This window comes from bacterium, from assembly GCA_016716565.1.
GTDB lineage: Bacteria > Bacteroidota > Ignavibacteria > Ignavibacteriales > Ignavibacteriaceae > IGN2.
Map to the genome: position 1 here is coordinate 800,366 of JADJWC010000002.1, position 24,084 is coordinate 824,449.

The window sequence follows — 24,084 nt, forward strand, 5'->3', positions numbered from 1 at the left end:
TACTCTACATTGTACGATAGATAAACCAGCCCGGGACAACTTCTTCTAAATAAACAAACTCTTCAAATAAAATTGCCGGTAGAAGGATTGCATCAGCCGCTTGAACAAATCCGGCTTCCATATTTTCAAATTTTAATATTTGAATGAAAGTACAACCAGGATATTTTTTATCTGTGTAGATAGCATTACATCCTACCGATGCCAGCACAATGTTAGCTTTATCTTTTTCATTGTTAATGAATAATGATATTAGATCCTGGAAACTTTCCAGATTGGAGCTGAGATAATTTTTTAATTCCTGATCCGAGGCAGTAAATAGCTGCAGTGAAAGCAAAAACACTGAATCGCCCGGTGGTAGTGTATTAAGATTCAGGAGTGAATCCCGTGCAGTATAAATAAATGCCGGCAATAAAAATCTTCTCACAGCATTCATCTTCCATTCATTCACATCTTTAATAAGATAGCTGTAAAAATCAATTATTTTGGTTTCTGTTTGAACTTCTACTGCAAAAACACAGGTAGTATTAGTTGATTTGATTTGATGGAATGATACTTTAGCTTTTCCGTTAAGCTCTTCACCGACTGTTTTTCCATTTGATTCTTCAATCAATTCACCAGTTAGGTAATTTGCTTTATCCGGGAAACTGCTTTTACTGAAGAATATATCAACAAGCCATTCGGGTGAACCGACTGAAAATTGCTGAGGCAGGAGTTTGGGAGTGTCTAGTAAAATCAAACAGAAAATATTTAAGAAGATTATTTTCATTTATTTCTTTTTAAAAATCATTCCAGATGAACTGCTTAATGTAACTTTTTTCTGAATTGTTTTAATTGAATTAATTCCTGCAATGTTTTCATCTGCAAGAACTTCCCATTCTCCTTCCGGCAATTCAGTTTCGAATGAAGATTTTGGATTTGCATTTATTAGTACAACAAATTCTTCATCTTTATATTTTACTGAATAACCAAGAACGAAAGGCTTCTCCTTGTAATTGAAAAAGGTAACATCATTATAATCTGACCTTCTGAATGCATCATACTTTTTACGGAGCGCAATCAGGCCTTTGTAATAGTTGGACAAATCCTGATTAATTTTAACATGATTGTAATTGATGTAATTCGTTTCATTATCTTTATCATAAGTATTATGATCAATCATTCCTTTGTGCGGATCTTCTTCGGGAATGTTTTGTGGAATAACTTTACTTCTTGCAAACTCCTGCCCTGAGTGAATCATAATAATTCCTCTTGAGGTAAAAAGAAATAATGCAGCAAGTTTGTTCAGCTTCAATTGAAGAGGAGTAAGTTTAACGTGTTTATCAACATCTTTAATTATTTCATCTCTCTTGACATCACCTAATCCAAGTCGAATAAAATCTCCAAGGGTATAACCATCGTGAGATTCAAGATAATTTACTGAGTGATCAGGCTTCTGGAATAATCCAAGAGTATCTTTTGTAAGAGTTCCATTCACATAACTTTTAATTCTGGTAGGATGATTATTTCCATACCACTTACCAAAAATCCAGCCGTGACCATCAAAAGGATTTTCACCTTTAATTCCGTTTCTTATTTGATCATTCCACGCACCCCAGCCACGAACAGAAAATCCAGCAGGATCATATCCTCCGCCCCAGGGTTCGCAAACGAAAACTACGTACGGATTAATTTTCTTTGCTTCGTGAATAATTAGTTCAAGTGTTTCCCAGTCAATCAACTTTCCAAGATCGAAACGGAATCCATCAATGTGATATTCTTTCATCCAGTAAAGAACACTCTCAACGATCATTCTTCTTGCCATCGGTGCTTCAGTTCTGAAATCGTTTCCACATCCGCTTTGAGCAAGGTAATTTCCTTTTTCATCTAATCTGAAATAATATTCTTTGTCAATCTGTTTCAGGTTTCCGATTTCATATTCTGAAATGTGATTGTAAACCACATCCATTATCACAGCGATTCCGTCTTTGTGAAAAGCTTTCACCATATCTTTAAAGTCGGTGACTGCTTTCGCATCTTTTCCGCTCCATTTTTCCCATTCAAGCTCACGTACATTTTCACTGTAATAACTTTCAGGTGCAAAGAATGCTGCGGTCATATATCCCCAGTGATTTCTTTCATAAGGATTCCATGTATTGAATTTTCCGTTGAGTGAATCTTTAAATGGAATTTCGATGTTGGCAAATTCCTGTGCAGGTAAAAGTTCAACAGTGTTTACACCGAGATTTTTTATATAATCGATTCCCCCGGTTTTTCCTTTTTCAATTAGCCCGTGATAAGTTCCTCTTTGAGTAACTCCCGATGAATGATGTTCAGTCATATCACGAATGTGCATCTCATAAATAATAAGATCTCGCCAATCTCTTTTGATCCACTTATCGCCTTCCCAATCGTAATTTCCTTCTTTAACAACAATACTTCTGCGCGGATTGAAATAACTATTAAAAGTAGTTACTGCTTTTGCATAAGGATCGATGCAAACGATATCTTCAATGCACGGAGTTCCGGGATGACAAACCTTGAAACCGTAAAACAATCCGTAAAGTTCTCCATCGAGCGAAGTCTCCCAAACACCGTTTTCATCTCTTGTCATCGGGAATTCTTTTCCTTTTGTCTGCTCTGGTGTTTCGAAAGTAAGCAGAGAAACTTTTTCTGCATTTGGTGTGAACAATCTAAAAAATGTCTTCCCGTTCTCAACAAATGAACCGAGCTTTTTGTCTGAATAAAGTTTATCGAGTTGTTTTTGTTTTTTCTGAATTGGATTGAGATATGATTTTGGCTGATCAGTTGAATGCAATTTACTTCCCATGATTGTGAAAAGACTAATTGTTACAAAAATTGTTTTTTTGGATAGATATTTCATAAAATTAGAATAAATATTATAAAATTAGTATGACAGATTAGTAATCTGTCCCACGAAGGATTTGAGTCAATTACTGTAAATCTCTCCATCAACAACCGGCGTTACACATATTAATGGCTGCTCTGCAACTTTAAAGTTGGAAAAGATTTCTTCAAAAAGTTGAAAATGCATTCCACGTTTTTCAAACTTATGGAAACGGTTGTAAGTCATAAATTTTCCCTGCTTATCTGTTGGTGCATCGAACTTGTATGCTTTATTATAATCATCTCTTGCTTTACTTTTCAGAAAATCAATTTTCCTGTCATCTCCGCCTTCCATTTCATAAGCCATCACACGGAACTCGGTTACAAGTCCATCATTTATAACCAGATAAATATTTAAAATAGTTTCGTTCATCTTTAAATGGAGAATTGTAAATACAAACAAAAGCTAAACACAGAGCATACACAAAAGCAAACTTGCACATAACACTTTCCATCGCAGAGATTAGCGAGTAAGAACCTGCAACCATCAAGCTAAACCCCAGTACCGGTGGAATGCTTATAAATACCGCACCGAATAGCAATACTTTTCCAACCAATCTTTTCTTTTTATCACTATCTTTCTTTACAAACACTACAAGCAGAATAATTGAAATCAGAATCGGCATGTAGTAAAAGAATCCGTACAAATCACCAAGTGGATAATGATAAGTTGCGTAAAGAACTGTGCAGCTTGTTACCGCAAATTCAGGGTTGATAAATGTGTAGTAAATCGAAAAGAAAATTGCCGGAATGAAAATTAACCAGCTTTTCAGAGTAAGAGTAAGATCATGAGTAAGAGTAAGAGTTAATAACAAATTTAATGGAGGAAGAAACGAAATTATCACAAATGCAAAGTATGGGAAGAATGAGCTTTGCAATTCAACCTGACACATCAGGAATTCCATTGTCTGGTATGCTGCAAGTAATGCAACCATAGTAATTGCAATTTTGTTAAGCCGGTTCTTCTCTGCAAAAATTAACAGATTGAAAAGAAGAAGAAACTCAAAACAAGCAATAAGCAGAGATACTGTTCCGTTCCAGTTCATAATTTATTATTGTAGCACAGAATAATATTCTGTGCTACGGGGAATATGTTACGCTTTAGGACCAATCATTTTTTCAGGTCTCACAACTTCGTCAAATTTTTCTGCTGTGAGCAAACCAAGCTCAACGACAGCCTCTTTCAAAGTTTTATTTTCAGCGTGAGCTTTCTTCGCAACTTTTGCTGCATTATCATAACCGATATGCGGATTCAATGCAGTAACCAGCATCAATGAATTATCAAGATGCTTTTTGATATTAGTTTTAATTGCTTCCATTCCATCCACACAATGATCAGTAAAGCTTTCACACGCATCCGAAATTAATCTGATAGAGTTAAGAACATTAAAGATGATGACTGGCTTGAAAACATTCAGTTCAAAATGTCCGGTTGCACCTCCGAAGTTCACAGCAACATCATTTCCGAAAACCTGTGCACAAACCATTGTCATCGCTTCACTTTGAGTCGGATTAACTTTGCCCGGCATAATTGATGAACCAGGTTCATTTTCAGGAAGATGAAGCTCGCCTAAACCGCAGCGTGGACCGGAACCAAGAAATCTTATATCATTTGCAATCTTCATTAGTGATGCAGCAAGTGTTTTTAAAACACCGCTGAATTCAACAAGAGCATCGTGAGTTGCAAGTGCTTCAAATTTATTTCGAGCAGTAACAAATTTTAATCCTGTAATCTTTGCGATGTGATCAGCAGATTTAACTGCAAACTGTGGATGAGTATTTAATCCAGTTCCAACTGCTGTACCACCTAAAGCTAATTCATAAAGTCTTGGCAATGCAGCATCAATTCGTTCAAGTCCATTTGTCAGTTGTTGAGCGTATCCGCCAAATTCCTGTCCAAGTGTTAATGGAACAGCATCCATCAGATGAGTTCTTCCGATTTTGATGATATCTTTATACTCATCTGCTTTTTCTGAAGTGCGTCACGAAGTTTTGTTACCATCGGAATTAGTCTTCGATGAATTTCTTCAACAGCTGCAATATGCATAGCAGTTGGAAAAGTATCATTAGATGATTGTGCTTTATTCACATCATCATTCGGATGGATTGGTTTCTTGCTTCCCATTTCACCGCCAGCAATTTCAATTGCTCGGTTTGAAATTACTTCGTTAGCATTCATATTAGTTTGAGTTCCGCTTCCTGTTTGCCACACAACAAGTGGAAAATGTTCGTCAAGTTTTCCATCAATCACTTCATCTGCTGCTCTGACAATCAGATCAGCTTTTTCCGATGGCAGAGTTCCTAATTCTTTATTTGTGAGAGCAGCGGCTTTCTTTAATATACCAAGTGCGCGAATTACTTCTCTCGGGAATCGATCTCCACCTATTTTAAAATTCATTAATGACCTTGCGGTCTGTGCGCCGTAATATTTATCGGAAGGAACTTTTATTTCTCCCATTGTGTCTTTTTCAATTCTGTAATTCATTTTTTTCTCCCTGCTAAAATGAAGAGTTAGTAATCTTGATAATTGTTACCTGAAATTTAATACAATTTTATTTTACTATTGCTCATTAATAATAATTGTGAGTTAGTTATGAAATCTTATACACTCTAAATGCATTTCAATTTTATAAAAAACCGCTCATCATCAATTTAGTTGCTGTTCGGCAAATGTCATCCTAAGTTTGTGCCCGTTCATTTACAATAATTTTTTCATCATACATAAACTAAGGAGGTTTATTTTTTATGAAAGTCAAAGGGCTTGTTTTTGTTTATCTGTCTTTGGCTCTTGTTTCAGCAACTGTTTTTTTCATTGGCTGTAATCAACAGGAAGTAAAAACAGAAATGACTGTGCAGGAAATGATTAAACGTGGCGAATTTTTAGTTATGGTTGGAGATTGTGATGCTTGTCATTCACCAAAGAAATTTGGTCCGGAAGGACCCATGCTTGATATGAGCAAAAGACTTTCTGGTCATCCCGAAGGTTCACAATTAGCTCCGGTTGATACTTCATTGATTGGACCATATGTTTACTTTTCCAGCGATCTTACTGCAGCAATCGGACCATGGGGTATAACTTACTCGGCTAATTTAACCCCTGAAATGACAACAGGAATCGGAAGCTGGCAGCCGGAAATGTTTATCAATGCTATGCGAACAGGAAAACACCTTGGTGTAAAGGAAGGAAGACCTATTATGCCACCAATGCCATGGGAAAATTTGAACAGATTATCCGATGAAGATTTAAAAGCAATATTTGCGTATCTAAAATCGCTGCCGGCAATTAAGAATAAAGTTCCTGATCCATTGCCGCCAACAGCAATAGTAGCTGTTAAGTAAAATTGAAGCGGAGTTCATCTCCGCTTTTTTTACTCAATCCTGAGAATAGGATAAACATTTAATTGTTTATCAGGATAAGGCGATCTTTCATAAAAGAAATCCAGTCTGGCTGTTGAACTGTTTCTGAATGATTCATCAGTTTTCAATTTCTCTTCAAATTCTTTTTTTAGTGCAGGATCTTTAGCTAACATTTCCTCCGCTAATTTTTCCATTACATAATCTTCATAATATTCCTTCTGCTCAAAGATCTGGTTCATAAATCCCCATTGCACAAAGGAGTCCTGTGATTTCGGTTCAAGTAAATGAGTAAGAACTCTTGCGGTTCGTGAATTGGTGGAGTAGTAAATACTTCCGGCAGGAATTTTCACTACTTCCGTATAAGTATCATATACGAATCTCACCCTTTGTCTTCCTTCATAGGGAGCCGATTCAAATTTCACTTCTTTGAATTTATATCTTGTTGCAGATATCATTGTATCTTCATTGATGATTGAATTCATTCCAATCCCATGAAGAGAAAGGTTTTCTGAAAGGTAAGAATATTCAGGTGGGATGATATATGCCTTCGCTATCTTTATTGAGTCAGTAATAACTATATCATTAAAATATTTTACTTCAAAATCTTTTTTACGATCAGTATAAATAAGCTTTTGCGTTCCAGATATTGCTGATGAATCCCAGTAATACTCATATCCCCTAAAGTGACTAAGATCATAATTATCTGTATTTGAAAAAGTGATAGGAAGATATTTTCCTGTTTCATACAACTTTGATGTATGCTCATCAGCTTCTCTATTTAATTTCATCAGCTTATTTGAATTCTCAAAAACAAATTGCATCGTTGTTTCAAGAACGGCTTTAGTCGAATAAACTCTATCTTTATACGGCTTGATCATATGAGTTTCGACAAGAAGCATCGGTCGATTCTGTAAGGCAAAATATCCCGATGAAAATCTTGGTGTAGATGGCCAGTATATTAATCCTTCATCAAGACCTTTACTCCAATTTTTCAAATAAATGTATGGATAAATAAGAAATCCTTTTTCTTCAACTTCCTTTTCCAAATAAGGAGCGAATTCATTTCCCAGCCAATCACCAGTTTGCTTATAAATATTTTTTGACCATTCAACTGAATAAGTAACAACATATTGATAATCAGCTCCATCTGTTGTATGCGTATCAACAATAAAATCAGGTGAATATTCATTATACAATCTTAACATTTGTCTCATTTCTGATACATCAGCTTTCATCCAGTCACGATTAAGATTTAGATTTTGTGCCGTTGTTCTCCATCCCATTTCTTCGGGGCCATTCTGATTTATCCTGTTGTATTTGCTTTTACGCTCGTGACCATCCACACTGAAAATCGGTACTACGATTATGTTCAAACTATCGAGTAAATATTCCTTCTCTTTTGTAATAAGGATTTCTCTCATTAAAAGTATCGATGCATCCTTACCTTCAATTTCGCCTGAATGAATTCCATTGATTATCAATATTGTTGGTTTGTGTAATCTTTGCTGATCTACAATTTTATGTGACCCGGTTTTTAAGTCATTTTCATTCTTTACGAGCAGATAGTTCATTTCTCTTCCCTGAGGAGAAACGCCAAAGGAATGGAATTCGGCAAACTCAGATTTTTCAGCAAGCCCGCGGAAATAATCCATAGTTTGTCCATAATCCGCGGTTGAAAGAAATCCAGATTTTTCAAATACTGTTTCCCAGTCTTTTTCTTGATGCTGAGATAGCATTTGATTTGTCAGAATTATAATAATGATTGATGTTAGAAGTTTTAGCATAGTGGTTAATAATTTCTGTTTAATTAATGTGAAAATTCATTAAATGAAAAATAAAAAATCCAATTGAGTTTCAGACGTCAAAACGGGAGGAGATTATCCTTCTTGTCTGAATTCAAGTAAAATTTAAATATCTATCGGTAATAAAAACTTGAAACAACATTTATATTCAGGTCATCAAAATGTTAAATTGCTAAAAACAACCTGTTGCGACCACTTATCACTTTGAATTTCAAATCTTCATTAATTAAATTTCAATCAAGCGTTATGGTATTATCTTTGACTGCACTTATAAAAGCATTTTTTGATCTGTTCAATTTAATTAGCTTTGAAACAATCAAACCAAAGTGAGGTTATCTTGGAAATTCCCCAGCTCGATCGCAGCAACTATCTGAAAGGTTTGCTGATTACTGCGCGAAAAGACAATCAATTGAGCGAAGCTGAAATAACTATTATCAATAAGTTCGCAACAAGACTTGGTTTTTCTTCCGACTTCTTTAAAGAAACTATTTCCAACCTTCTTGATAACAAGTATATAACAGAAGAGCCAATTAAATTTTCCAGTCAGAATATTGCTAAATCATTTATTGAAGATGGATTGAAGCTTGCTCTATCTGACGATGCAATCAGCTCAGCCGAAACAACATGGTTAAAGGAAACTGCAAAAGTAAACGGCGTCGCTGAAGATTGGGTAGATAAAAAAATGAAGGAAATCCAAAGTAAACCACATCTGATCGGTAAAACTGAATTTGCTTTATTTTCTTTGATCTGACTTAGTGTTCTGAAGCATAATCCTCGTCCTTTCTCTCATCAATTTATTGTTGTTTACTTTCCTTATATCTAATTTTAAAGTGTAATTAATTTCTATTTATTAACTACAGCAATCAGCCTGCTAATCTCACAGTCCGAAAGGTACTAAGATGAAAAAAATGAAAGCACTCGTAAAAAAATATGCTAAACCGGGAATCTGGATGGACGAAGTTCCTGTTCCTGAATACGGTCCGAATGATGTATTAATTAAAATCCACAAAACTTCAATTTGCGGAACAGACATTCATATTTACAATTGGGATGAATGGGCACAAAAAACTATTCCTGTCCCAATGCATGTCGGACATGAATATGTCGGAACGGTTGAAGCATTCGGCAACAACGTTCACGATGTAAAAGTTGGTGAGCTTGTCAGCGGTGAAGGGCATATCGTCTGCGGAACTTGCAGAAACTGTCGCGAAGGAAGAGGTCATCTCTGTCCGAACACAAAAGGAGTTGGAGTAAATCGTCCGGGATGTTTTGCTGAGTATCTTGTTATTCCAGTTTCCAACTTATGGCATTGTGATCCCAAAATCCCTAAAGAACTTTTTTCAATATTTGACCCGCTTGGGAATGCTGTACACACAGCACTTTCATTTGATGTATTAGGTGAAGATGTTTTAGTCACTGGGGCAGGACCAATTGGAATAATGGGTGCTGTAATTGCGAAACACTCAGGTGCAAGAAACGTTGTCATAACTGACATGAATCCATATAGGCTTGAGCTTGCAAAAAAACTTGGAGTTACAAGAGCCGTCGATATCACGAAAGAAAAACTTCCGGATGTGATGAAAGATCTTGGTATGGTAAGTGGTTTCGATGTTGGTCTTGAAATGAGCGGAAGCATTCATGCTTTCAATGATATGATTGATGTAATGTATCACGGCGGTAAAATGGCGTTACTTGGTATTCTGCCAGAGAAGGCTGCAGTAAATTGGACTAAAGTTATTTTCAACGGACTCACCATTCGCGGTATTTATGGAAGAATGATGTTTGAAACCTGGTTCAAGATGCAGGCGATGGTTCAGAGTGGCTTACCAATTCAACCAATCATAACTCATCGATATAAAATAGATGATTACCTGGAAGGATTTGAGATAATGAAGTCGGGAAATTCAGGGAAGGTGATTCTCGACTGGGAATAGAAAGTTGAATTGTCATTCCTGTGAAAACAGGAATCCAAAAATCGAAATTATATGGATTCCGGCTCAAGGCCGGAGTGACAATCATACTAATCTATAATTGAAGAGTAGTGTCATTCCTGCGAAAGCAGGAATCCAGAAACTAGAGCTAGAAGTCTTCTGATAAATCCCGCCAATCAGGATTTGATTTTTCGATCAGCTCTATTTTCCATTGTCTTTTCCATTTCTTTAATGCTTTTCTCTTAGAATAGCAGCATTCACATCCTCAGTGGATTCAAAATAAACGAGCTTATTGATCGAATAGTTTTTTGTAAATCCCTCTATCAAACCTGATTTATGTTCAAATACTCTCCTGATCAAATCATTTGTCATCCCAACATAAAGAGTTCCATTTCTCTTACTTGCGAGGATGTATATGAAATAAGTCTTCATAAGAAAGTAGATTCCGGCTCCAGGCCGGAATGACATTTCCATTTCAAGCAATAACCTTGTGCTTTCGTCCAACCTTCTCAAACGCACTTATACAAGCATCCAGATCAACTCTGGAGTGTGCTGCAGAAATCTGTACTCTTATTCTCGCCTGACCTTTTGGAACCACCGGATACGAAAATCCAACAACATAGATTCCTTCATCATAAAGTTCTTTTGAAATTTGCTGAGCAAGCTGTGCATCATTATCAAATTTTCTGAAAAGAATAGGAACGATTGGATGAATACTTTCAATCAAATCGAAACCAAGTGCTTTCATCTTTTCGCGGAAGTATTTTGTATTCTCCATTAACTTATCTCGCAAGTCATTGGACTTTTCAAGAAGATCAAAAGCTGCTATAGAAGCCCCGACAATAGCAGGTGCAAGTGTATTTGAAAATAAATACGGACGTGAACGTTGCCTGAGCATATCTACAATTTCTTTTTTAGATGCTGTGAATCCACCAGAAGCTCCGCCCATTGCTTTGCCAAGAGTTGAAGTGATGATATCAACTTTTCCAATTGCATTACAATATTCAACTGCACCTCTTCCTGTTTTTCCGAAAAATCCGGTTGCGTGAGAGTCATCTACCATTACGAGTGCATCGTACTTATCGCCAAGTTTAATTATCTCATCAATTTTTGCTATATCTCCATCCATCGAGAAAACACCATCAGTAGCAATTATAATATTTTTTGCCGGATGAGGCTCTTGTGCAAGTCCTGTGTGTTCCCAGATGTCAGCTCCTTCACGGGAAAGAACTAATTTTTGCTCAAGCGATTTCATATCTGAGTGTTCATAAATTAATCTTCTTGCTTTGCACAATCTTATTCCATCAATTATACTTGCGTGATTTAGCTGATCAGTAATTATTACGTCATCCTGACCGAGAATGCTTTCAAAAAGTCCGCCGTTTGCATCGAAGCAGGAAGAATAAAGTATTGCATCATCCATCTGGTAAAAATCTGCAATTCGTTTTTCAAGCTCTTTGTGGATATCCTGCGTACCGCAAATAAATCTCACTGAAGACAAACCAAATCCGTGAGTCTCAAGAGTCTTCTGCGCAGCTTTTATTACATCCGGATGATTTGCAAGTCCGAGATAATTATTTGAGCAGAAATTGAGCACTTCTTTTGGTTTTGAATCAGCCGGGTAGGAAACTTTTATTTTAGCCTTTTGATCTGAAAGAATTATTCTCTCGTCTTTGTAAAGATTTGCTTCTTTGATGGTATATAGTTCCTGCATTAAATCGTATTTTGTTCTGCGATACATAATATCACTTATGAATTGTTATTAAAAATTATTGGCGGTTCAAAAATATTGAAATTGGACGTGAAGTGAAATGAAAATGAATAAATAAACAGGTCAGAAATGACATCAATCACTTCTGACCATTCAAATGAGGGATTTATTTACATTCCGTACTTATCAATAATCTCCTGTTTTGTTTTTCCGAGGATGTCGTACTTCTTTCCTACTTTAATAAAAGCGGCGAGAGCTTTTTCGAGATGATGTCTTTCGTGAGCAGCGGATAACTGCGTTCTTATTCTTGCCTGTCCTTTCGGGACTACCGGGAAAAAGAATCCTACAGCATAAATTCCTTCAACATAAAGATCACGGGCAACATCCTGCGACAGTTTGGCATTAAAGAGCATAACAGGAACAATTGCTGTTTCGCCATCTTTTATTATAAAGCCGGCATCGGTTAAACCTTTTCTCCAGTACTTTGAATTCTCTTCAAGCTTGTCGCGTCTTTCAGTTGATCTGGAAATTATATCGAGAACTCTCAAAGCACCTTCAACAATTACCGGCGCAACTGTGTTTGAGAAAAGATAAGGACGGGCTTTCTGTCTGCACATTTCAACAATTTCTTTTCTTCCGGAAACACATCCGCCACTTGCACCGCCGAGAGCTTTTCCCAAAGTTGTTGTAATAATATCTATTTTACCGAGAACTCCGCAATGTTCCTGCGTTCCTCTTCCTGTTCTTCCGATGTAACCGCTTGCGTGCGAGTCATCAACAAAAACCATCGAATTATATTTTTCAGCTAGCTCAACAATTTTATCCAGCTTTGCCAGATCACCATCCATCGAGAATGCGCCGTCGGTAATTATCATTCTCAATCTTTTGTTCTGATGAAGCTGAAGTTTCTCTTCAAGGTGAGCCATATCAGAATGTTTGAAAGAATCATTCTGTGCTTTGCACAAACGCATTCCATCAATTATCGAAGCATGAACAAGCCGGTCAGCAATCATAACATCCTGATCAGTCAGTACTGCTTCGAAGACTCCGGCATTTGCATCCATGCAGGATGGAAAGAGAATTGTATCTTCTGTTCCTAGAAACTCCGTTAGTTTTTTCTCAAGCTCTTTGTGAATGTCCTGTGTTCCGCAAATGAATCTGACAGATGACATTCCATAACCTCTTACATCGAGTCCGTCGTGTGCAGCTTTTACAACTTCGGGATGAGATGAAAGTCCGAGATAATTATTTGCACACATATTAATGACTTTTTTCTTTGCCGAGCCGATCGGGAACTCAACTTCAATCTCGGAATCCTGCGGAGCGCAAATTGCTCTTTCTTCTTTAAAGATTCCCTGTGTTTTTAAATCTTCAAGCTGATCGGAATAAACTTTTCGAACGTCTGTATTGTAAGCCATTTTATTTACTCCTTAACGTTGAATTCTTTTAGAAGATTGATAATATTATTCACGCTGTCAAACGCTTCAGGTGAAGCTTTTGCATCGGGAATCTGGATATTGTATTTGGTCTCAAGAAAAACCTTTAACGAAACCATTGAGAATGAATCAACTATTCCACCTGAGATAAGTGGTGTGTCGTAAGTAATTTCCCTGTCATCGTCAGCTTCCAGGTATTCGTTTTTTACGTATTGAAGGATTGTGTCTTTGATTGATGCCATAGTGTATTCTCCATTCTGCATTGAATATTTTATTTATATAAAAAGATTTGCTATCACTCATTTTGATTTTTTGAGGTTCCCCAGATGTTTAATTTAAGTTCCTTTAGAACTTCATTTGCCTCTTCAAATTGATTCTCATTTACAAAAAATCTTGCCGGTTCAAGTAGTGGACGAGCACTCAAGAAGTTTTCACCTAAAACATAATAATCGATTTCAGAGTCATCTAGAATAGACTGAATTAAAGCGATATCACCTTGATTTAAAGAAGAAAATAATTCAACATAATTTTCTTTTTTAAAAACTTTAGGAGGAATTGCTTTGAGATTGATGAAAGCTTCACATTCCGGACAGTGAACTTTTCTTGATGTTCTCTCCTCATCTTCAAGTTCTAATTCAGAAGAACAATTTGGACAAATTATTTTTATAGCCAAAAGTGTTGGAGGTAATTCTCCACGTAGAAGATTTTGACATTCTGGATTTTTACAGTAATAATATTCTTTCCCTTCATCCAGACACTCTTCACAATAATCCTTTCCACAACCATGGCAGATTGAGAAAGTTTTTTTATCAGGATGATTTATACAAGATTTCATTTTTTACTCAAAATACATTTTAATCAGTTTCTTTTTAGTTGTCATTCCGGCTTCAAACCGGAACCTAAATTAAAAGGTTTCTGGTCACACTGAGCCTGTCGAAGTGTGACTAAATTACTACTCGTCAGTCTTCGACAAGCTCAGACTGACATTCTATAAAATGGATTCCTACTTTCGCAGGAATGACATTTTTTCTTCTTACATATCATTCTCAAGTGTTGAAATATCTCCAATCTCTTCGCCCCATTCTTTTGCACGAAGAACACGACGCATAATTTTTCCGCTTCTTGTTTTCGGTAGTGAATCCACAAACTCAATTTCCTGAGGCATTGCAAGTGCAGAAAGTTTCTTTCTCACAAAATTCATTATTTCGAGCTCAAGCATTTTTGTTTTTTCATTTCCCGGCTTAAGTGCTATGAATGCTTTTACGACTTCCATATTCATAGGATCAGGTTTTCCAACAACAGCAGATTCTGCAACTGACGGATGCTCTAGCAACGCTGATTCAATTTCAAATGGACCAACGAGATGTCCCGCTGTGTTTATCACATCATCATCTCTTCCGACAAACCAGTAGTAACCTTCCTCGTCAATGCTTGCTCTGTCACCGCAAAGATACCAACCATTTGCGAATTTTTTTCTATAAACTTCTTCATTGTTCCAATAGCCTCTTAACATTGCAGGCCAGCCGGGCTTGAGTGCTATCATTCCGACAATTCCTTTTTCCTCAATCGGCTGGTGAGTTTTTAAATCTACAACTGTTGCAGTGATTCCCGGAAAAGGTTTCCCCATCGAGCCGGGCTTTATTTTCATTCCAGGATAATTGCTGATAACTATACTTCCTGTTTCTGTCTGCCAGTAAGTATCGAGGAAAGGAAGTCCGAAAACTTCCTTCGACCAGATAACTGCTTCGGCATTCAGTGGCTCACCAACACTTGCAAGATGACGAAGCGATGAAAGATTAAACTTCTTCACAATTTCATTTCCTTCTTTCATCAAAGCACGGATTGCAGTCGGTGCGGAATACCATACTGTGATTTTATGTTTCTCAATAAACTTATACCACGATTCTGCTTTGAAGCCTGCATCAAGAACACACTGAGTTGCAGCATTTGCCCAGGCACCGATAATTCCATACGAAGTTCCTGTTACCCAACCGGGATCTGCTGTGCACCAGTAAATATCTTCATCTTTAATATCGAGGACATATTTTGCAGTTATATACTGAGAGATCAATGAATAATGAACGTGCTGAGCGCCTTTTGGTTTTCCGGTTGTTCCGGAAGTGTAATGAAGGACAGAAGGAGTTTCAGCTTTTGATGGATAAATTTTGAAATCATTTACTCTTTCTCCTTTATCCATATGAAAAGCAATTTCTTTTTCACGAAGTGGTTTGCTTCCGTCATCATCAACAACAATAATATGTTTTAACGATGGAAGCTGCTCAACAATGTTTCTAACTTTAGCAAGATGTTTTTTCTGAGTGAAGATTGCTGAAGTTTGTGCATCTTCAAGTCTGGTCAAAAGTGATTCAGAACCGAATGCTGAAAAGAGTGGCTGTGCAATCGCACCCATTTTCAATATGCCGAGAAATCCAAAATAAAGTTCCGGGACTTTATCCATGAACAAACAAACTCTTTCACCGGGATTAATTCCAAGTTTCTGCAGAAAAGCTGCGATTGTATTTGTAAGCATTCGCATATCATCAAACGTGTATCTTTTTTCTTCACCATCAAAACCTTCCCAGATGAGAGCAAGTTTTTTTGCTTTTCCCATTCGGCAAATTCTGTCAGTACAGTACTCACCAATATTAATTAAGTCTCCGTCTTTGAATCCAAGTTCTTTTCTGGAAATTTCCCAGGAAAAATTTTTATAGACTTCTTCGTAGGATTTCATATTAGGCTGGTTTTCGGGCATAGAGTTTTTCTCCGGAATTAGATTGCTGAATATTTAAAAACAGAAAATTTGCCGACTCAAATTTAAGGAAAATAATTTATTCGATTAGCTACCCTTTAAGATAAAAAATGATTTCTCATTAGATTTCTTCTATAAATAATTAATTTTTTGTGCGGCTAAATGAAAAACAGAATAGAAATCCATAAAGGAGATATAACCAAACTTAATGTTGATGCAATTGTAAACGCAGCAAATACTTCATTGCTTGGAGGTGGTGGAGTTGATGGTGCAATTCATCGTGCAGCTGGTCCGGAATTGCTGGAGTTCAATAGAAAACTTGGCGGCTGCAAAACAGGTGAAGCAAAAATTTCTCCCGGATTTAAACTTCCTGCAAAATATATTATTCACACCGTTGGACCTGTTTGGAATGGAGGAAAGAATAATGAAGATAAATTACTAGCTAATTGTTACATCAATTCTTTAAAACTTGCAGTTGATAATAAAATTAAAACTATTGCGTTCCCTGCAATAAGTACAGGTGTTTATAGTTTTCCTCTGGAAAGAGCAACCAAGATTGCAACTACAGAAGTAAAAAAATTCTTAGAAAGGAATGAATCAATCGGGAAGGTAATTTTTGTTTGCTTTGATGAAGAAACGTGTGAAGTTTATGAGAGAATAGTTAATGAATTAATCTGACAACTTTGCTAATCATCCAATAATAATTGTTTCATTGCTTTATTGCTGAGGTTGTTTTAACAATAAAACAATTTAACAATAGAGCAATAAGATTTCATCTGAGAAATATTATTGCCGCACCAATCACAGCCACGAATGCACCAATAATAGCTTTCCAGTCTAGCTTTTCTTTAAAGTAAAATCTTGAAATTGGCAGCATGATGATCGGCATTGTTGCCATAAGTGTTGAAGCTATTCCGACTTTAGCATATTCAATTGCAATTAAACTTCCTGTAATTCCAAGAACCGGTCCGAAGATGGTTCCAATTAAAATTACTTTTGCTGAATATTTGTCTTTGGAATAAATCCCGATTGGATTTTTATACCTCCTGAAAGTTGATGCAATTGGAATAATAATTAATGAAGCGCTAAATAATCTTATGAAACTTGCCGCAAAGCCATTTAAATCTCCTCCTTGAAACGCATACTTGGCAAAGATTAATCCGCTTGCCTGACCAAGTGCTCCAAGGAACCCATAAAATATTCCAAGTTTGTCAAAAGTAATATTGTTCGTTTCGCTTGTTTTTTTCTCTAATACAACAATCAATATTCCCGTGATTGTGAGAAGCATTCCAAACATTCCTAAATACGAGATGATTTCATCAAGAAAGAAAAAAGCCAGCACAGCACTAATTACAGGAACAGAAGCCATAATCATTATACTGAGTCTTGCACCGATTAGCTGAAATGATTTGAAGAGAAAAGAATCACCGAGAACCAATCCAAGTATTCCGCTGATTACCAGATTTGAAATCTGATTAAAAGATAAGGCGAGACTTATTCCAAATATTCCGATGATAACGATTAGTATAATACTTGCAAAAGCCATCCTGTCGATGTTCACCTGAATTGCACCAACTCTTCTCGACGCATTAGTAAATGCATACGAAGTAATTGACCAGCAGAAAGCTGTTGCAAGTGCCGCTATTTCACCTATGTAGTTCAGATATCCTCAGAATAAAAGTTAATGAGTTTACGCTCAATTAATTATTAAAGCCCACCTAATGACGTGGGCTAAACTTAAATAAGATAATTATTGAACGAAAATAATTACAAATTAAAATACATCTTGTACTCAAAGGGATGAGGCATAGTACCGATTGAGAGAACTTCTTCTCTTTTTACTTTAACCCATTGTTCAAGAAGTTCATCGGAAAAGATACTTCCCTGCTTTAAAAATTTATTATCAGCTTCGAGAGCATCCATTGCTTCTTCAAGATTTCGTGGAAGGAATTGTATATCCTTAATTGAATCATCTTCCAAAAAGTTTTTATCGTATGGACCAAATCCTTCTTTTACCGGGTCAATCTTTTTAACAACACCATCAATACCGGCAAGTAAGATTGCAATCATCCCAAAATATGGATTCATTGTTGCATCAGGTGGACGATATTCAAATCTCGTTTCATCAGGATTATTTACATACTTGGGAATTCTCACTGCTGAAGCTCTGTTTCCCTGTCCAAATGTTAATGCAACCGGAGCTTCAAAACCCGGGACTAATCTTTTATATGAGTTTGTGCTCGGATTTGTAAACGCAGAGACAGCAGGTCCGTGTTTCAATAATCCACCGATAAAATATTTTCCCAGATCACTCATATTTCCATAAGCACCTTTTTTATAGAAAATATTTTTTCCATTCTTGGTTAAATAAAGATGAAGATGCAGGCCATTGCCTGCCTGCTGATACATTGGTTTCGGCATCAGAGTGATATGAAGGTCGTTCTTTTCAGCAAAGTTGAAAAGAATGTATTTGGTAGTAACGATGTTATCACCAGAAGTTAGCAGATCAGAGAAGTAAGTTTCAATTTCCTGCTGACCTCTTTCACCAACCTCGTGATGATGATACTTTACTTTTACTCCCTGCTTAATTAAAAGTTTTGTAAGCTGATCTCTGAAATCATCGTACTCATCAAATGGATTTGCTGCGTGATATGCTTTCTTATAAAACTCTTCAACGTGTTCCACTTTATAAAAGGAAGATGATGTGCGAGTGTCATATTCAACATTCGAGAAAATATAAAACTCGAACTCCGGTCCCCACCAGGATTTATCAGCGCCTGTAACTTTCTTTAATAATGACTCAGCTTGTTTTGCCAGATATCTCCCGTCCTGGTTAAAAGGACTTCGTTTTTCATCAGTCAAAACGATGTGTGAAAAAAAACTTAAAGTTGGCGCTTCACGAAATGGATCTATTGAAGCAGTTTCCAGATCAGGCATAAGAATCATATCGCTGTTTTCAACTTTTCTGAAGCCATAACTCGATCCATCAAATCCAACTCCTTCATACATAATTTTATCAAGTATATTCTCATAATACGGAAGCGTTACGTGATGAAGTCTTCCGACCAGATCAATTGCTTTAAGATCGATGAATTCAACTTTATGTTTTTTGATTAACTCATTACACTTTGTGATGTGATTGTTTTTCATAAATATTCCAGTGGGTAAAAGATGTTTTGAAACTTTATATTTATTAAAGATAAAAATGCCCGGAAGTATATTATCTCCCGGGCTGAATGATTACATATTATAATTTAGTGCATCAAGACCGGGATACACTGCTGTTACATCCAGTTCTTCTTCAATTCTTAACAGCTGATTGTATTTTGCAATTCTATCTGTCCTTGATGCAGAACCTGTTTTAATTTGTCCGGCATTAGTTGCGACCGCAATATCAGCAATTGTTGTATCTTCAGTTTCTCCTGAACGATGACTGATTACGCTAGTGTAACCATTTATCTTTGCCAATTCAATTGCATCGAGAGTTTCGGTTAATGTTCCTATCTGGTTTACTTTTATTAATATTGAGTTTGCGACACCGAGTTCAATTCCTTTTGCAAGTCTTTCAGTATTTGTCACAAATAGATCATCACCAACTAACTGAATTTTATCACCAATTTTTTCAGTCAGTAATCTCCATCCATCCCAATCGTCTTCTGCAAGACCATCTTCAATTGAAACGATAGGATATTTACTAGCCCAACCTGCCCAATAGTCAACCATTTTTTCAATTGGAATTTCCTGGTTCGGAGCTGATTTAAATAAATGATAAGCATTTCTTTCTTTGATGAAGAACTCACTTGCAGCAGGATCAAGTGCAATTGCAATTTCTTCACCAATCTTGTAACCAGTTTTCTGAATCGCTTCAAGAATTACTTCGATTGCTTCTTCATTCGATCTTAGATTTGGAGCAAAACCACCCTCATCACCAACTGCAGTGTTGTATCCTTTTTTTGATAAAACTGATTTCAATGCATGAAAAGTTTCCGCACCCATTCTTAACGCTTCAGCAAAACTTGGTGCACCAACAGGCATCACCATAAATTCTTGGAAGTCAACATTATTATCGGCATGCTTTCCACCATTTAAAATGTTCATCATGGGAACGGGAAGAGTTTTTGAATTTGTTCCACCAATGTATCTGTAAAGTGGAAGATCAAGTGCTGCTGCAGAAGCTTTTGCGCAGGCAAGTGAAACTCCAAGAATCGCATTAGCACCAAAATTAGATTTATTCTCAGTTCCATCAAGATCAATTAAAAGTTTGTCAATTGAAATCTGATCGGTTGCATCAAGTTCAATTATTTGATCAGCAATTTTTTCATTAACATTTTCAACTGCTTTTTGAACACCTTTACCATTGTATCGGTTTTTATCTCCGTCTCTAAGTTCAACTGCTTCGTGCTCACCGGTTGAAGCACCGCTTGGAACAGCTGCTCTTCCAATTATTCCGCTTTCAAGCATCACTTCAACTTCTACAGTTGGATTGCCTCTTGAGTCTAATATTTCTCTTGCTACTACATCAACTATTGTTGTCATTTTTTTCTCCGTACGGGTTTCAGATATTATTAAAATTTGTAATATGAAAATTACCTAAAGGTCAAGGAAAATGAAACACAGTAATCATGAATTAGCACCAAATATCTACCTGTGTAATTGTGATTCAGTTAACAGATTTTTTGCCGCCTATCAATTGTAAGTTGATAGGTTATCAGAATAAATTATTTTTACGGCAATCAATTATTATTAGAAAAACAATGCACGAGAAGTACGGATTAAAAGCATATCTTGCATGGCTAACAATTTGTATTGTCTGGGGAACTACCTACCTGGCAATAAGAATTGGAGTCGCAGATTTACCTCCGATGTTATTTGCAGGTTTACGCTGGATTATTGCCGGTTTGCTAATGACAATTCTGTTAAATTTACGTCATTACAAGTTACCTGCATTAAAAGATTTGAAGGATCTTGCCATAGTTGGAATATTACTACTTGGTTTTGCAAATGGATTAGTTGTAGTTGCAGAGCAATGGCTTCCAAGCGGGTTAACTGCGCTGATACTTAGCACACTTCCATTCTGGGTTGTTGGAATAGAGTATTTTCTTCCCCAAAGACCAAAAATTAATTTGTTAATAATTTCAGGATTGCTTCTCGGTACAGCCGGTGTTGTTCTAATTTTTGCAAGAGATTTAAATATAGCATTGGATTTTAATGTTGTGCTAGGAGGATTGTGTTTACTTGGTGCAGTAATATCATGGGCAACAGGAAGTATTTATTGGAAGTATAAAAAAACAGATGTACGTCCGATGATGGGCGCTTCAATACAAATGCTGATTGCAGGAGTGCTTCAAACTGCACTTGGATTAATTCTTGGCGAGCAAAATAATTTTCATCTCACTCAAAATGGAGTATTGGCACTAGGTTACCTGATAGTATTCGGATCAATTCTCGGATATGCATCATACATTTATTCGGTCACAAAACTTCCGCTTTCTCTTGTTTCAACCTACGCATATATTAATCCAATTATCGCAATTTTACTCGGGTGGTATGTTCTCAATGAACCTCTTACTGTTACTGTTTTCATTGCATCCGGATTAATATTAGCAGGTGTCGCAATGGTAAAACGCGGTAATACTCTTGCATTGAAGAAATGATTTAGTAAAAATTTACTGAATACTCTCACTTATGTTTTCCTGATTCACCCCTGCAACTAACTTCATCTGAATACATCTCATCAGCAGATAAAAAAATTTTAATGTTCTATGGATATTCAAAAAATCATTAACAATTTGAGAAAAAAGAAATACTTGCTGGTAAGCAAAGAAGAAGTGAATGAGCTGCTGGCTGTTTCCAAACTTTTAATTGAAGAAAACACTTACATCTCAGATAAAATACGTCTTCTCGAATTTCAATCTGATCTGCTTCTTCAGGAAAAAACCACTAATGACGAATTTTTAATCAGGATAATCAAAACAAAAAAAGAAGGCGAAGAGTTAATAAAAGATAGACTTGAAATTTATAACCGGATGTGGGATGGTTGCGGCTGTAAAGTTGATTATTATGGTTAGAATTATTTATTGATCTGTTACCGCAAATTCTCCAGGTTTTCAGGCTTCAAATTAAATTCATCAGGAGCCATTTGGTAAAATGCACTCAGCTGGTGAATCATTTTTTGCAGCTCTTTGCAGTCCGGTAAGTTTGCTGAGCGCGCAAGAATTTCTCCGGGCATTTTTCTAACGAGTGAATCGTACAAATCTTCTATCTCATCCTGTGCAAGCTGAAGCGACAAACCGATATTATCATACATTTCCTGCTTGATTTTGCTCATCTCTTTGTAAGCATTCAGATGATTGATAATAACATCGTTAAAAATTTTTAATGTGTCACATAAAATTTTTGGCTCAAATCCTTCAGCAAACCTGCGGATTGCAATATCATCAATATACTTAAGCATCAGACTACGATCACTACTTCTTATTGTTGCAAGCAGCAGATGATAAACCGCACTTATGTAACATTGAAAATCATTCAACTGCATTTCTTTGTACTTAGTAAATTCTTCTCTGGGATTTTCATCCAGAATTGTTCCAAATATCTTTGTAAGAAGAACCTCTTTCTGCTCTATCATTTTTTCATAGATCATCAGGTTCGCTCTGTGCGCAATTCTCTTCAATGCGGCTTCATTTTTTAGATGCCATTCATCCGGGTGGCTTTTCATTCTTTCCAGAACAAATAACAATCTTCTTCGCAAATGATACCTTGAAGTAGGCTGCCATCCAAGCTTTTGCTGAGTAATGGTTGAATCAACATTTAATTTTTTATCAATGTATCTAATCATCCAGAATTGCTCAAATGGTTCTTTGGTCGTTAGTTTAAATATTTTCAGAAATCTTCTTAGAACAAGAGCCGGATAGGTTAGCAGCTTCGGCAGATAAAAAGGTTTAATTTGTTCACCGTAATAGTAGTTCGTTGCAATTTGAAATAATTCTTTGTGTGATGTTGAGCCGTTCGGGCTGGCGCTATAAATATCGAATGATGGTAGTTCATCTGTCTTCGATAAAATAATTTGTATCATCTGACAAAGATCACGAATATGAATATATGGGATAGCAGATTCGCCTCTTCCTGCAATAATCCTGCATTCAATTTTCTTTGAGAGCCAGCAGCATAAAAATTTATACAGAGGAGCAAACTCACACCAATCGCTGTAAACAGCAGCAAACCTCATTACAGAGCAAGGAAATTGATTCGAAAATTGTTGTACTAATATTTCGCCTTCTTTTTTGCTCACAGCATACTGATAGTTCGCGTCCGGAGACGTTTTTTCAGTTATCACATTTCCGTTCGCAGGAAATTCACACGCAGCGAGCGAGCTGGCAAAAATGAATCTCTTAGCTTTTAATTTAGCACTAAACTCCAGCATATGTTTAGTGCCATCAATATTAACAAACTGGTAAGCTGGATTATCCTTGTACGTAAAATCATAGAATGCAGCAAGATGAAGCACAAAATCCGCACCTCCATTCTCAATCACGTAATTGGCAGCTTCATCAACTGTATTTTGATTTGAAATATCACACTGCAGCCAGTAAAGATTAGGATGATATGGAATGTTTGCTTCTTTTCTTGAGCGACGTGCGATTGCAAAAATTATATAATCTTCTTTTAAATAATCAATTATATAACTGCCGATAAATCCACTGGCACCTGTTATCACTATTGATGGTAATTTTTTCATAGGTAGCAGTGATCAAAATATGATACTTTTATAAGTCTGTGATACAAGTACAATAACAGCAAGCCAACAATAAAATCTGTTAGGCAGGAAAAAATTATCATCCACTGTGAACTGATTAAAAGATAATAGCATAATAAAAATACTGTTGCAATAAATTTGACGATTATCGAAAAGATGATAAGCTGTTTATTCTTGATCAAATCACTTGCTGCCATAGCATAACAAACTGCCATTGCAATGTGGAATACACCGCCCTGAGTTGAAAAAAATCTGTCGAAAGTTGGTTCGAATCCTAAAAATTCGAAAGCTGAAGATGGCAAAAAAATTAAGCCTATTCCTACAAGTAAAGAATGAAGAGAAACGAGCCATAAAAAAACTGAAAGCAATTTTTCTGCTTTAAAATCCATACGAAACCCCATTTAAATACACTCCAAATAAGTCAATAAACAAAATGAATTTCAAGCAAAATATTTTTTT

Annotated in this window: 21 protein-coding genes and 2 pseudogenes; 6 read left to right on the plus strand and 17 right to left on the minus strand. The window is 36.3% G+C overall.

The window, feature by feature from the left end; translation table 11 throughout:
* Positions 1–4: 4 nt before the first annotated feature.
* From IPM14_10415 to fumC, 5 genes and pseudogenes are all read right to left on the minus strand, one after another.
* Positions 5–766 carry a hypothetical protein gene (locus tag IPM14_10415; protein MBK9098506.1) on the minus strand — a complete coding sequence of 254 codons (762 nt, stop codon included), beginning with the start codon at positions 764–766 and terminating at the stop codon, positions 5–7.
* Positions 767–2,806: a pullulanase gene (locus tag IPM14_10420; protein MBK9098507.1), complete on the minus strand. Its 2,040-nt coding sequence runs from the start codon at positions 2,804–2,806 to the stop codon at positions 767–769.
* Between the two features lie 120 nt (positions 2,807–2,926).
* On the minus strand, positions 2,927–3,256 hold the full coding sequence (locus tag IPM14_10425; protein MBK9098508.1) for a hypothetical protein: 330 nt from the start codon (positions 3,254–3,256) through the stop codon (positions 2,927–2,929).
* On the minus strand, positions 3,216–3,929 hold the full coding sequence (locus IPM14_10430) for a hypothetical protein (GenBank protein MBK9098509.1): 714 nt from the start codon (positions 3,927–3,929) through the stop codon (positions 3,216–3,218). The genes IPM14_10425 and IPM14_10430 overlap by 41 nt, the downstream gene beginning before the upstream one ends.
* Positions 3,930–3,977: 48 nt before the next feature.
* Positions 3,978–5,368 (minus strand): annotated as a pseudogene (gene fumC / locus IPM14_10435) (class II fumarate hydratase).
* A 260-nt stretch (positions 5,369–5,628) separates the two neighbouring features.
* On the opposite strand from fumC, the gene IPM14_10440 reads away from it, so the two are divergent.
* Entirely contained in the window at positions 5,629–6,222 is a 594-nt protein-coding gene (locus IPM14_10440; GenBank protein ID MBK9098510.1) for a c-type cytochrome, read from the plus strand.
* Between the two features lie 29 nt (positions 6,223–6,251).
* On the opposite strand, the gene IPM14_10445 is transcribed toward IPM14_10440, so the two are convergent.
* Positions 6,252–8,024, minus strand: coding sequence for a hypothetical protein (locus tag IPM14_10445; protein MBK9098511.1), 1,773 nt, complete (start codon positions 8,022–8,024; stop codon positions 6,252–6,254).
* A 355-nt stretch (positions 8,025–8,379) separates the two neighbouring features.
* Between IPM14_10445 and IPM14_10450 the strand changes: the two genes are divergently transcribed.
* Both IPM14_10450 and tdh read left to right on the plus strand, forming a co-directional pair.
* Entirely contained in the window at positions 8,380–8,793 is a 414-nt protein-coding gene (locus tag IPM14_10450) for a hypothetical protein (GenBank protein ID MBK9098512.1), read from the plus strand.
* A 157-nt stretch (positions 8,794–8,950) separates the two neighbouring features.
* Positions 8,951–9,976 carry an L-threonine 3-dehydrogenase gene (gene tdh / locus IPM14_10455; protein ID MBK9098513.1) on the plus strand — a complete coding sequence of 342 codons (1,026 nt, stop codon included), beginning with the start codon at positions 8,951–8,953 and terminating at the stop codon, positions 9,974–9,976.
* Positions 9,977–10,121: 145 nt separating this feature from the next.
* Here the strand turns inward: tdh and IPM14_10460 are convergent.
* The 6 genes and pseudogenes from IPM14_10460 to acsA all read right to left on the minus strand — a co-directional run bounded on the left by IPM14_10460 (position 10,122) and on the right by acsA (position 15,872).
* Positions 10,122–10,405, minus strand: a pseudogene (locus tag IPM14_10460) (GIY-YIG nuclease family protein).
* 43 nt (positions 10,406–10,448) lie between these two features.
* Positions 10,449–11,714, minus strand: a complete 1,266-nt coding sequence (gene kbl, locus IPM14_10465) for a glycine C-acetyltransferase (protein ID MBK9098514.1) — start codon at positions 11,712–11,714, stop codon at positions 10,449–10,451.
* A gap of 140 nt (positions 11,715–11,854) precedes the next feature.
* Positions 11,855–13,102: a glycine C-acetyltransferase gene (locus IPM14_10470; GenBank protein MBK9098515.1), complete on the minus strand. Its 1,248-nt coding sequence runs from the start codon at positions 13,100–13,102 to the stop codon at positions 11,855–11,857.
* A 5-nt stretch (positions 13,103–13,107) separates the two neighbouring features.
* Complete coding sequence (locus IPM14_10475) at positions 13,108–13,362, minus strand: acyl carrier protein (protein MBK9098516.1); 255 nt, start codon at positions 13,360–13,362, stop codon at positions 13,108–13,110.
* 53 nt (positions 13,363–13,415) lie between these two features.
* Positions 13,416–13,955 carry a DUF2007 domain-containing protein gene (locus IPM14_10480; protein ID MBK9098517.1) on the minus strand — a complete coding sequence of 180 codons (540 nt, stop codon included), beginning with the start codon at positions 13,953–13,955 and terminating at the stop codon, positions 13,416–13,418.
* A gap of 198 nt (positions 13,956–14,153) precedes the next feature.
* Positions 14,154–15,872 (minus strand): acetate--CoA ligase, encoded by a 1,719-nt coding sequence (gene acsA, locus IPM14_10485; GenBank protein ID MBK9098518.1) that lies wholly within the window; start codon positions 15,870–15,872, stop codon positions 14,154–14,156.
* A 159-nt stretch (positions 15,873–16,031) separates the two neighbouring features.
* On the opposite strand from acsA, the gene IPM14_10490 reads away from it, so the two are divergent.
* Positions 16,032–16,547, plus strand: a complete 516-nt coding sequence (locus tag IPM14_10490) for an O-acetyl-ADP-ribose deacetylase (GenBank protein MBK9098519.1) — start codon at positions 16,032–16,034, stop codon at positions 16,545–16,547.
* A 94-nt stretch (positions 16,548–16,641) separates the two neighbouring features.
* On the opposite strand, the gene IPM14_10495 is transcribed toward IPM14_10490, so the two are convergent.
* The 3 genes from IPM14_10495 to eno form a co-directional block, all read right to left on the minus strand.
* Positions 16,642–17,430: a DMT family transporter gene (locus IPM14_10495; GenBank protein MBK9098520.1), complete on the minus strand. Its 789-nt coding sequence runs from the start codon at positions 17,428–17,430 to the stop codon at positions 16,642–16,644.
* Between the two features lie 206 nt (positions 17,431–17,636).
* Positions 17,637–19,019 (minus strand): type I glutamate--ammonia ligase, encoded by a 1,383-nt coding sequence (glnA, locus tag IPM14_10500; GenBank protein MBK9098521.1) that lies wholly within the window; start codon positions 19,017–19,019, stop codon positions 17,637–17,639.
* Positions 19,020–19,109: 90 nt separating this feature from the next.
* Positions 19,110–20,405 (minus strand): phosphopyruvate hydratase, encoded by a 1,296-nt coding sequence (eno, locus tag IPM14_10505; GenBank protein MBK9098522.1) that lies wholly within the window; start codon positions 20,403–20,405, stop codon positions 19,110–19,112.
* A gap of 218 nt (positions 20,406–20,623) precedes the next feature.
* Here eno and IPM14_10510 point away from each other — a divergent pair, with 218 nt between their 5' ends.
* Positions 20,624–21,523, plus strand: coding sequence for an EamA family transporter (locus IPM14_10510; GenBank protein ID MBK9098523.1), 900 nt, complete (start codon positions 20,624–20,626; stop codon positions 21,521–21,523).
* A 108-nt stretch (positions 21,524–21,631) separates the two neighbouring features.
* The gene (locus IPM14_10515; GenBank protein MBK9098524.1) at positions 21,632–21,937 is read left to right on the plus strand and encodes a hypothetical protein; all 306 of its coding nucleotides are present in this window, start codon (positions 21,632–21,634) and stop codon (positions 21,935–21,937) included.
* A gap of 17 nt (positions 21,938–21,954) precedes the next feature.
* Here IPM14_10515 and IPM14_10520 read toward each other — a convergent pair whose 3' ends face one another.
* Positions 21,955–23,607: an NAD(P)-dependent oxidoreductase gene (locus tag IPM14_10520; GenBank protein MBK9098525.1), complete on the minus strand. Its 1,653-nt coding sequence runs from the start codon at positions 23,605–23,607 to the stop codon at positions 21,955–21,957.
* A complete protein-coding gene (locus IPM14_10525) occupies positions 23,604–24,014 on the minus strand; it encodes a hypothetical protein (GenBank protein MBK9098526.1) in 411 nt (136 codons plus the stop codon). The genes IPM14_10520 and IPM14_10525 overlap by 4 nt, the downstream gene beginning before the upstream one ends.
* Between the last annotated feature and the right edge of the window lie 70 nt (positions 24,015–24,084).

What these genes read in the sequence shown, in the direction of transcription:
- IPM14_10520 (MBK9098525.1), bottom strand. Translation starts at nt 23,607, where the DNA reads ATGAAAAAATTACCATCAATAGTGATAACAGGTGCCAGTGGATTTATC.
- IPM14_10430 (MBK9098509.1), bottom strand. Translation starts at nt 3,929, where the DNA reads ATGAACTGGAACGGAACAGTATCTCTGCTTATTGCTTGTTTTGAGTTT.
- IPM14_10490 (MBK9098519.1), top strand. Translation starts at nt 16,032, where the DNA reads ATGAAAAACAGAATAGAAATCCATAAAGGAGATATAACCAAACTTAAT.
- IPM14_10475 (MBK9098516.1), bottom strand. Translation starts at nt 13,362, where the DNA reads ATGGCATCAATCAAAGACACAATCCTTCAATACGTAAAAAACGAATAC.
- IPM14_10440 (MBK9098510.1), top strand. Translation starts at nt 5,629, where the DNA reads ATGAAAGTCAAAGGGCTTGTTTTTGTTTATCTGTCTTTGGCTCTTGTT.
- IPM14_10420 (MBK9098507.1), bottom strand. Translation starts at nt 2,806, where the DNA reads ATGGGAAGTAAATTGCATTCAACTGATCAGCCAAAATCATATCTCAAT.
- IPM14_10415 (MBK9098506.1), bottom strand. Translation starts at nt 766, where the DNA reads ATGAAAATAATCTTCTTAAATATTTTCTGTTTGATTTTACTAGACACT.
- IPM14_10510 (MBK9098523.1), top strand. Translation starts at nt 20,624, where the DNA reads ATGCACGAGAAGTACGGATTAAAAGCATATCTTGCATGGCTAACAATT.
- IPM14_10445 (MBK9098511.1), bottom strand. Translation starts at nt 8,024, where the DNA reads ATGCTAAAACTTCTAACATCAATCATTATTATAATTCTGACAAATCAA.
- IPM14_10525 (MBK9098526.1), bottom strand. Translation starts at nt 24,014, where the DNA reads ATGGATTTTAAAGCAGAAAAATTGCTTTCAGTTTTTTTATGGCTCGTT.
- IPM14_10470 (MBK9098515.1), bottom strand. Translation starts at nt 13,102, where the DNA reads ATGGCTTACAATACAGACGTTCGAAAAGTTTATTCCGATCAGCTTGAA.
- kbl (MBK9098514.1), bottom strand. Translation starts at nt 11,714, where the DNA reads ATGTATCGCAGAACAAAATACGATTTAATGCAGGAACTATATACCATC.
- IPM14_10515 (MBK9098524.1), top strand. Translation starts at nt 21,632, where the DNA reads ATGGATATTCAAAAAATCATTAACAATTTGAGAAAAAAGAAATACTTG.
- IPM14_10425 (MBK9098508.1), bottom strand. Translation starts at nt 3,256, where the DNA reads ATGAACGAAACTATTTTAAATATTTATCTGGTTATAAATGATGGACTT.
- eno (MBK9098522.1), bottom strand. Translation starts at nt 20,405, where the DNA reads ATGACAACAATAGTTGATGTAGTAGCAAGAGAAATATTAGACTCAAGA.
- glnA (MBK9098521.1), bottom strand. Translation starts at nt 19,019, where the DNA reads ATGAAAAACAATCACATCACAAAGTGTAATGAGTTAATCAAAAAACAT.
- tdh (MBK9098513.1), top strand. Translation starts at nt 8,951, where the DNA reads ATGAAAGCACTCGTAAAAAAATATGCTAAACCGGGAATCTGGATGGAC.
- acsA (MBK9098518.1), bottom strand. Translation starts at nt 15,872, where the DNA reads ATGCCCGAAAACCAGCCTAATATGAAATCCTACGAAGAAGTCTATAAA.
- IPM14_10480 (MBK9098517.1), bottom strand. Translation starts at nt 13,955, where the DNA reads ATGAAATCTTGTATAAATCATCCTGATAAAAAAACTTTCTCAATCTGC.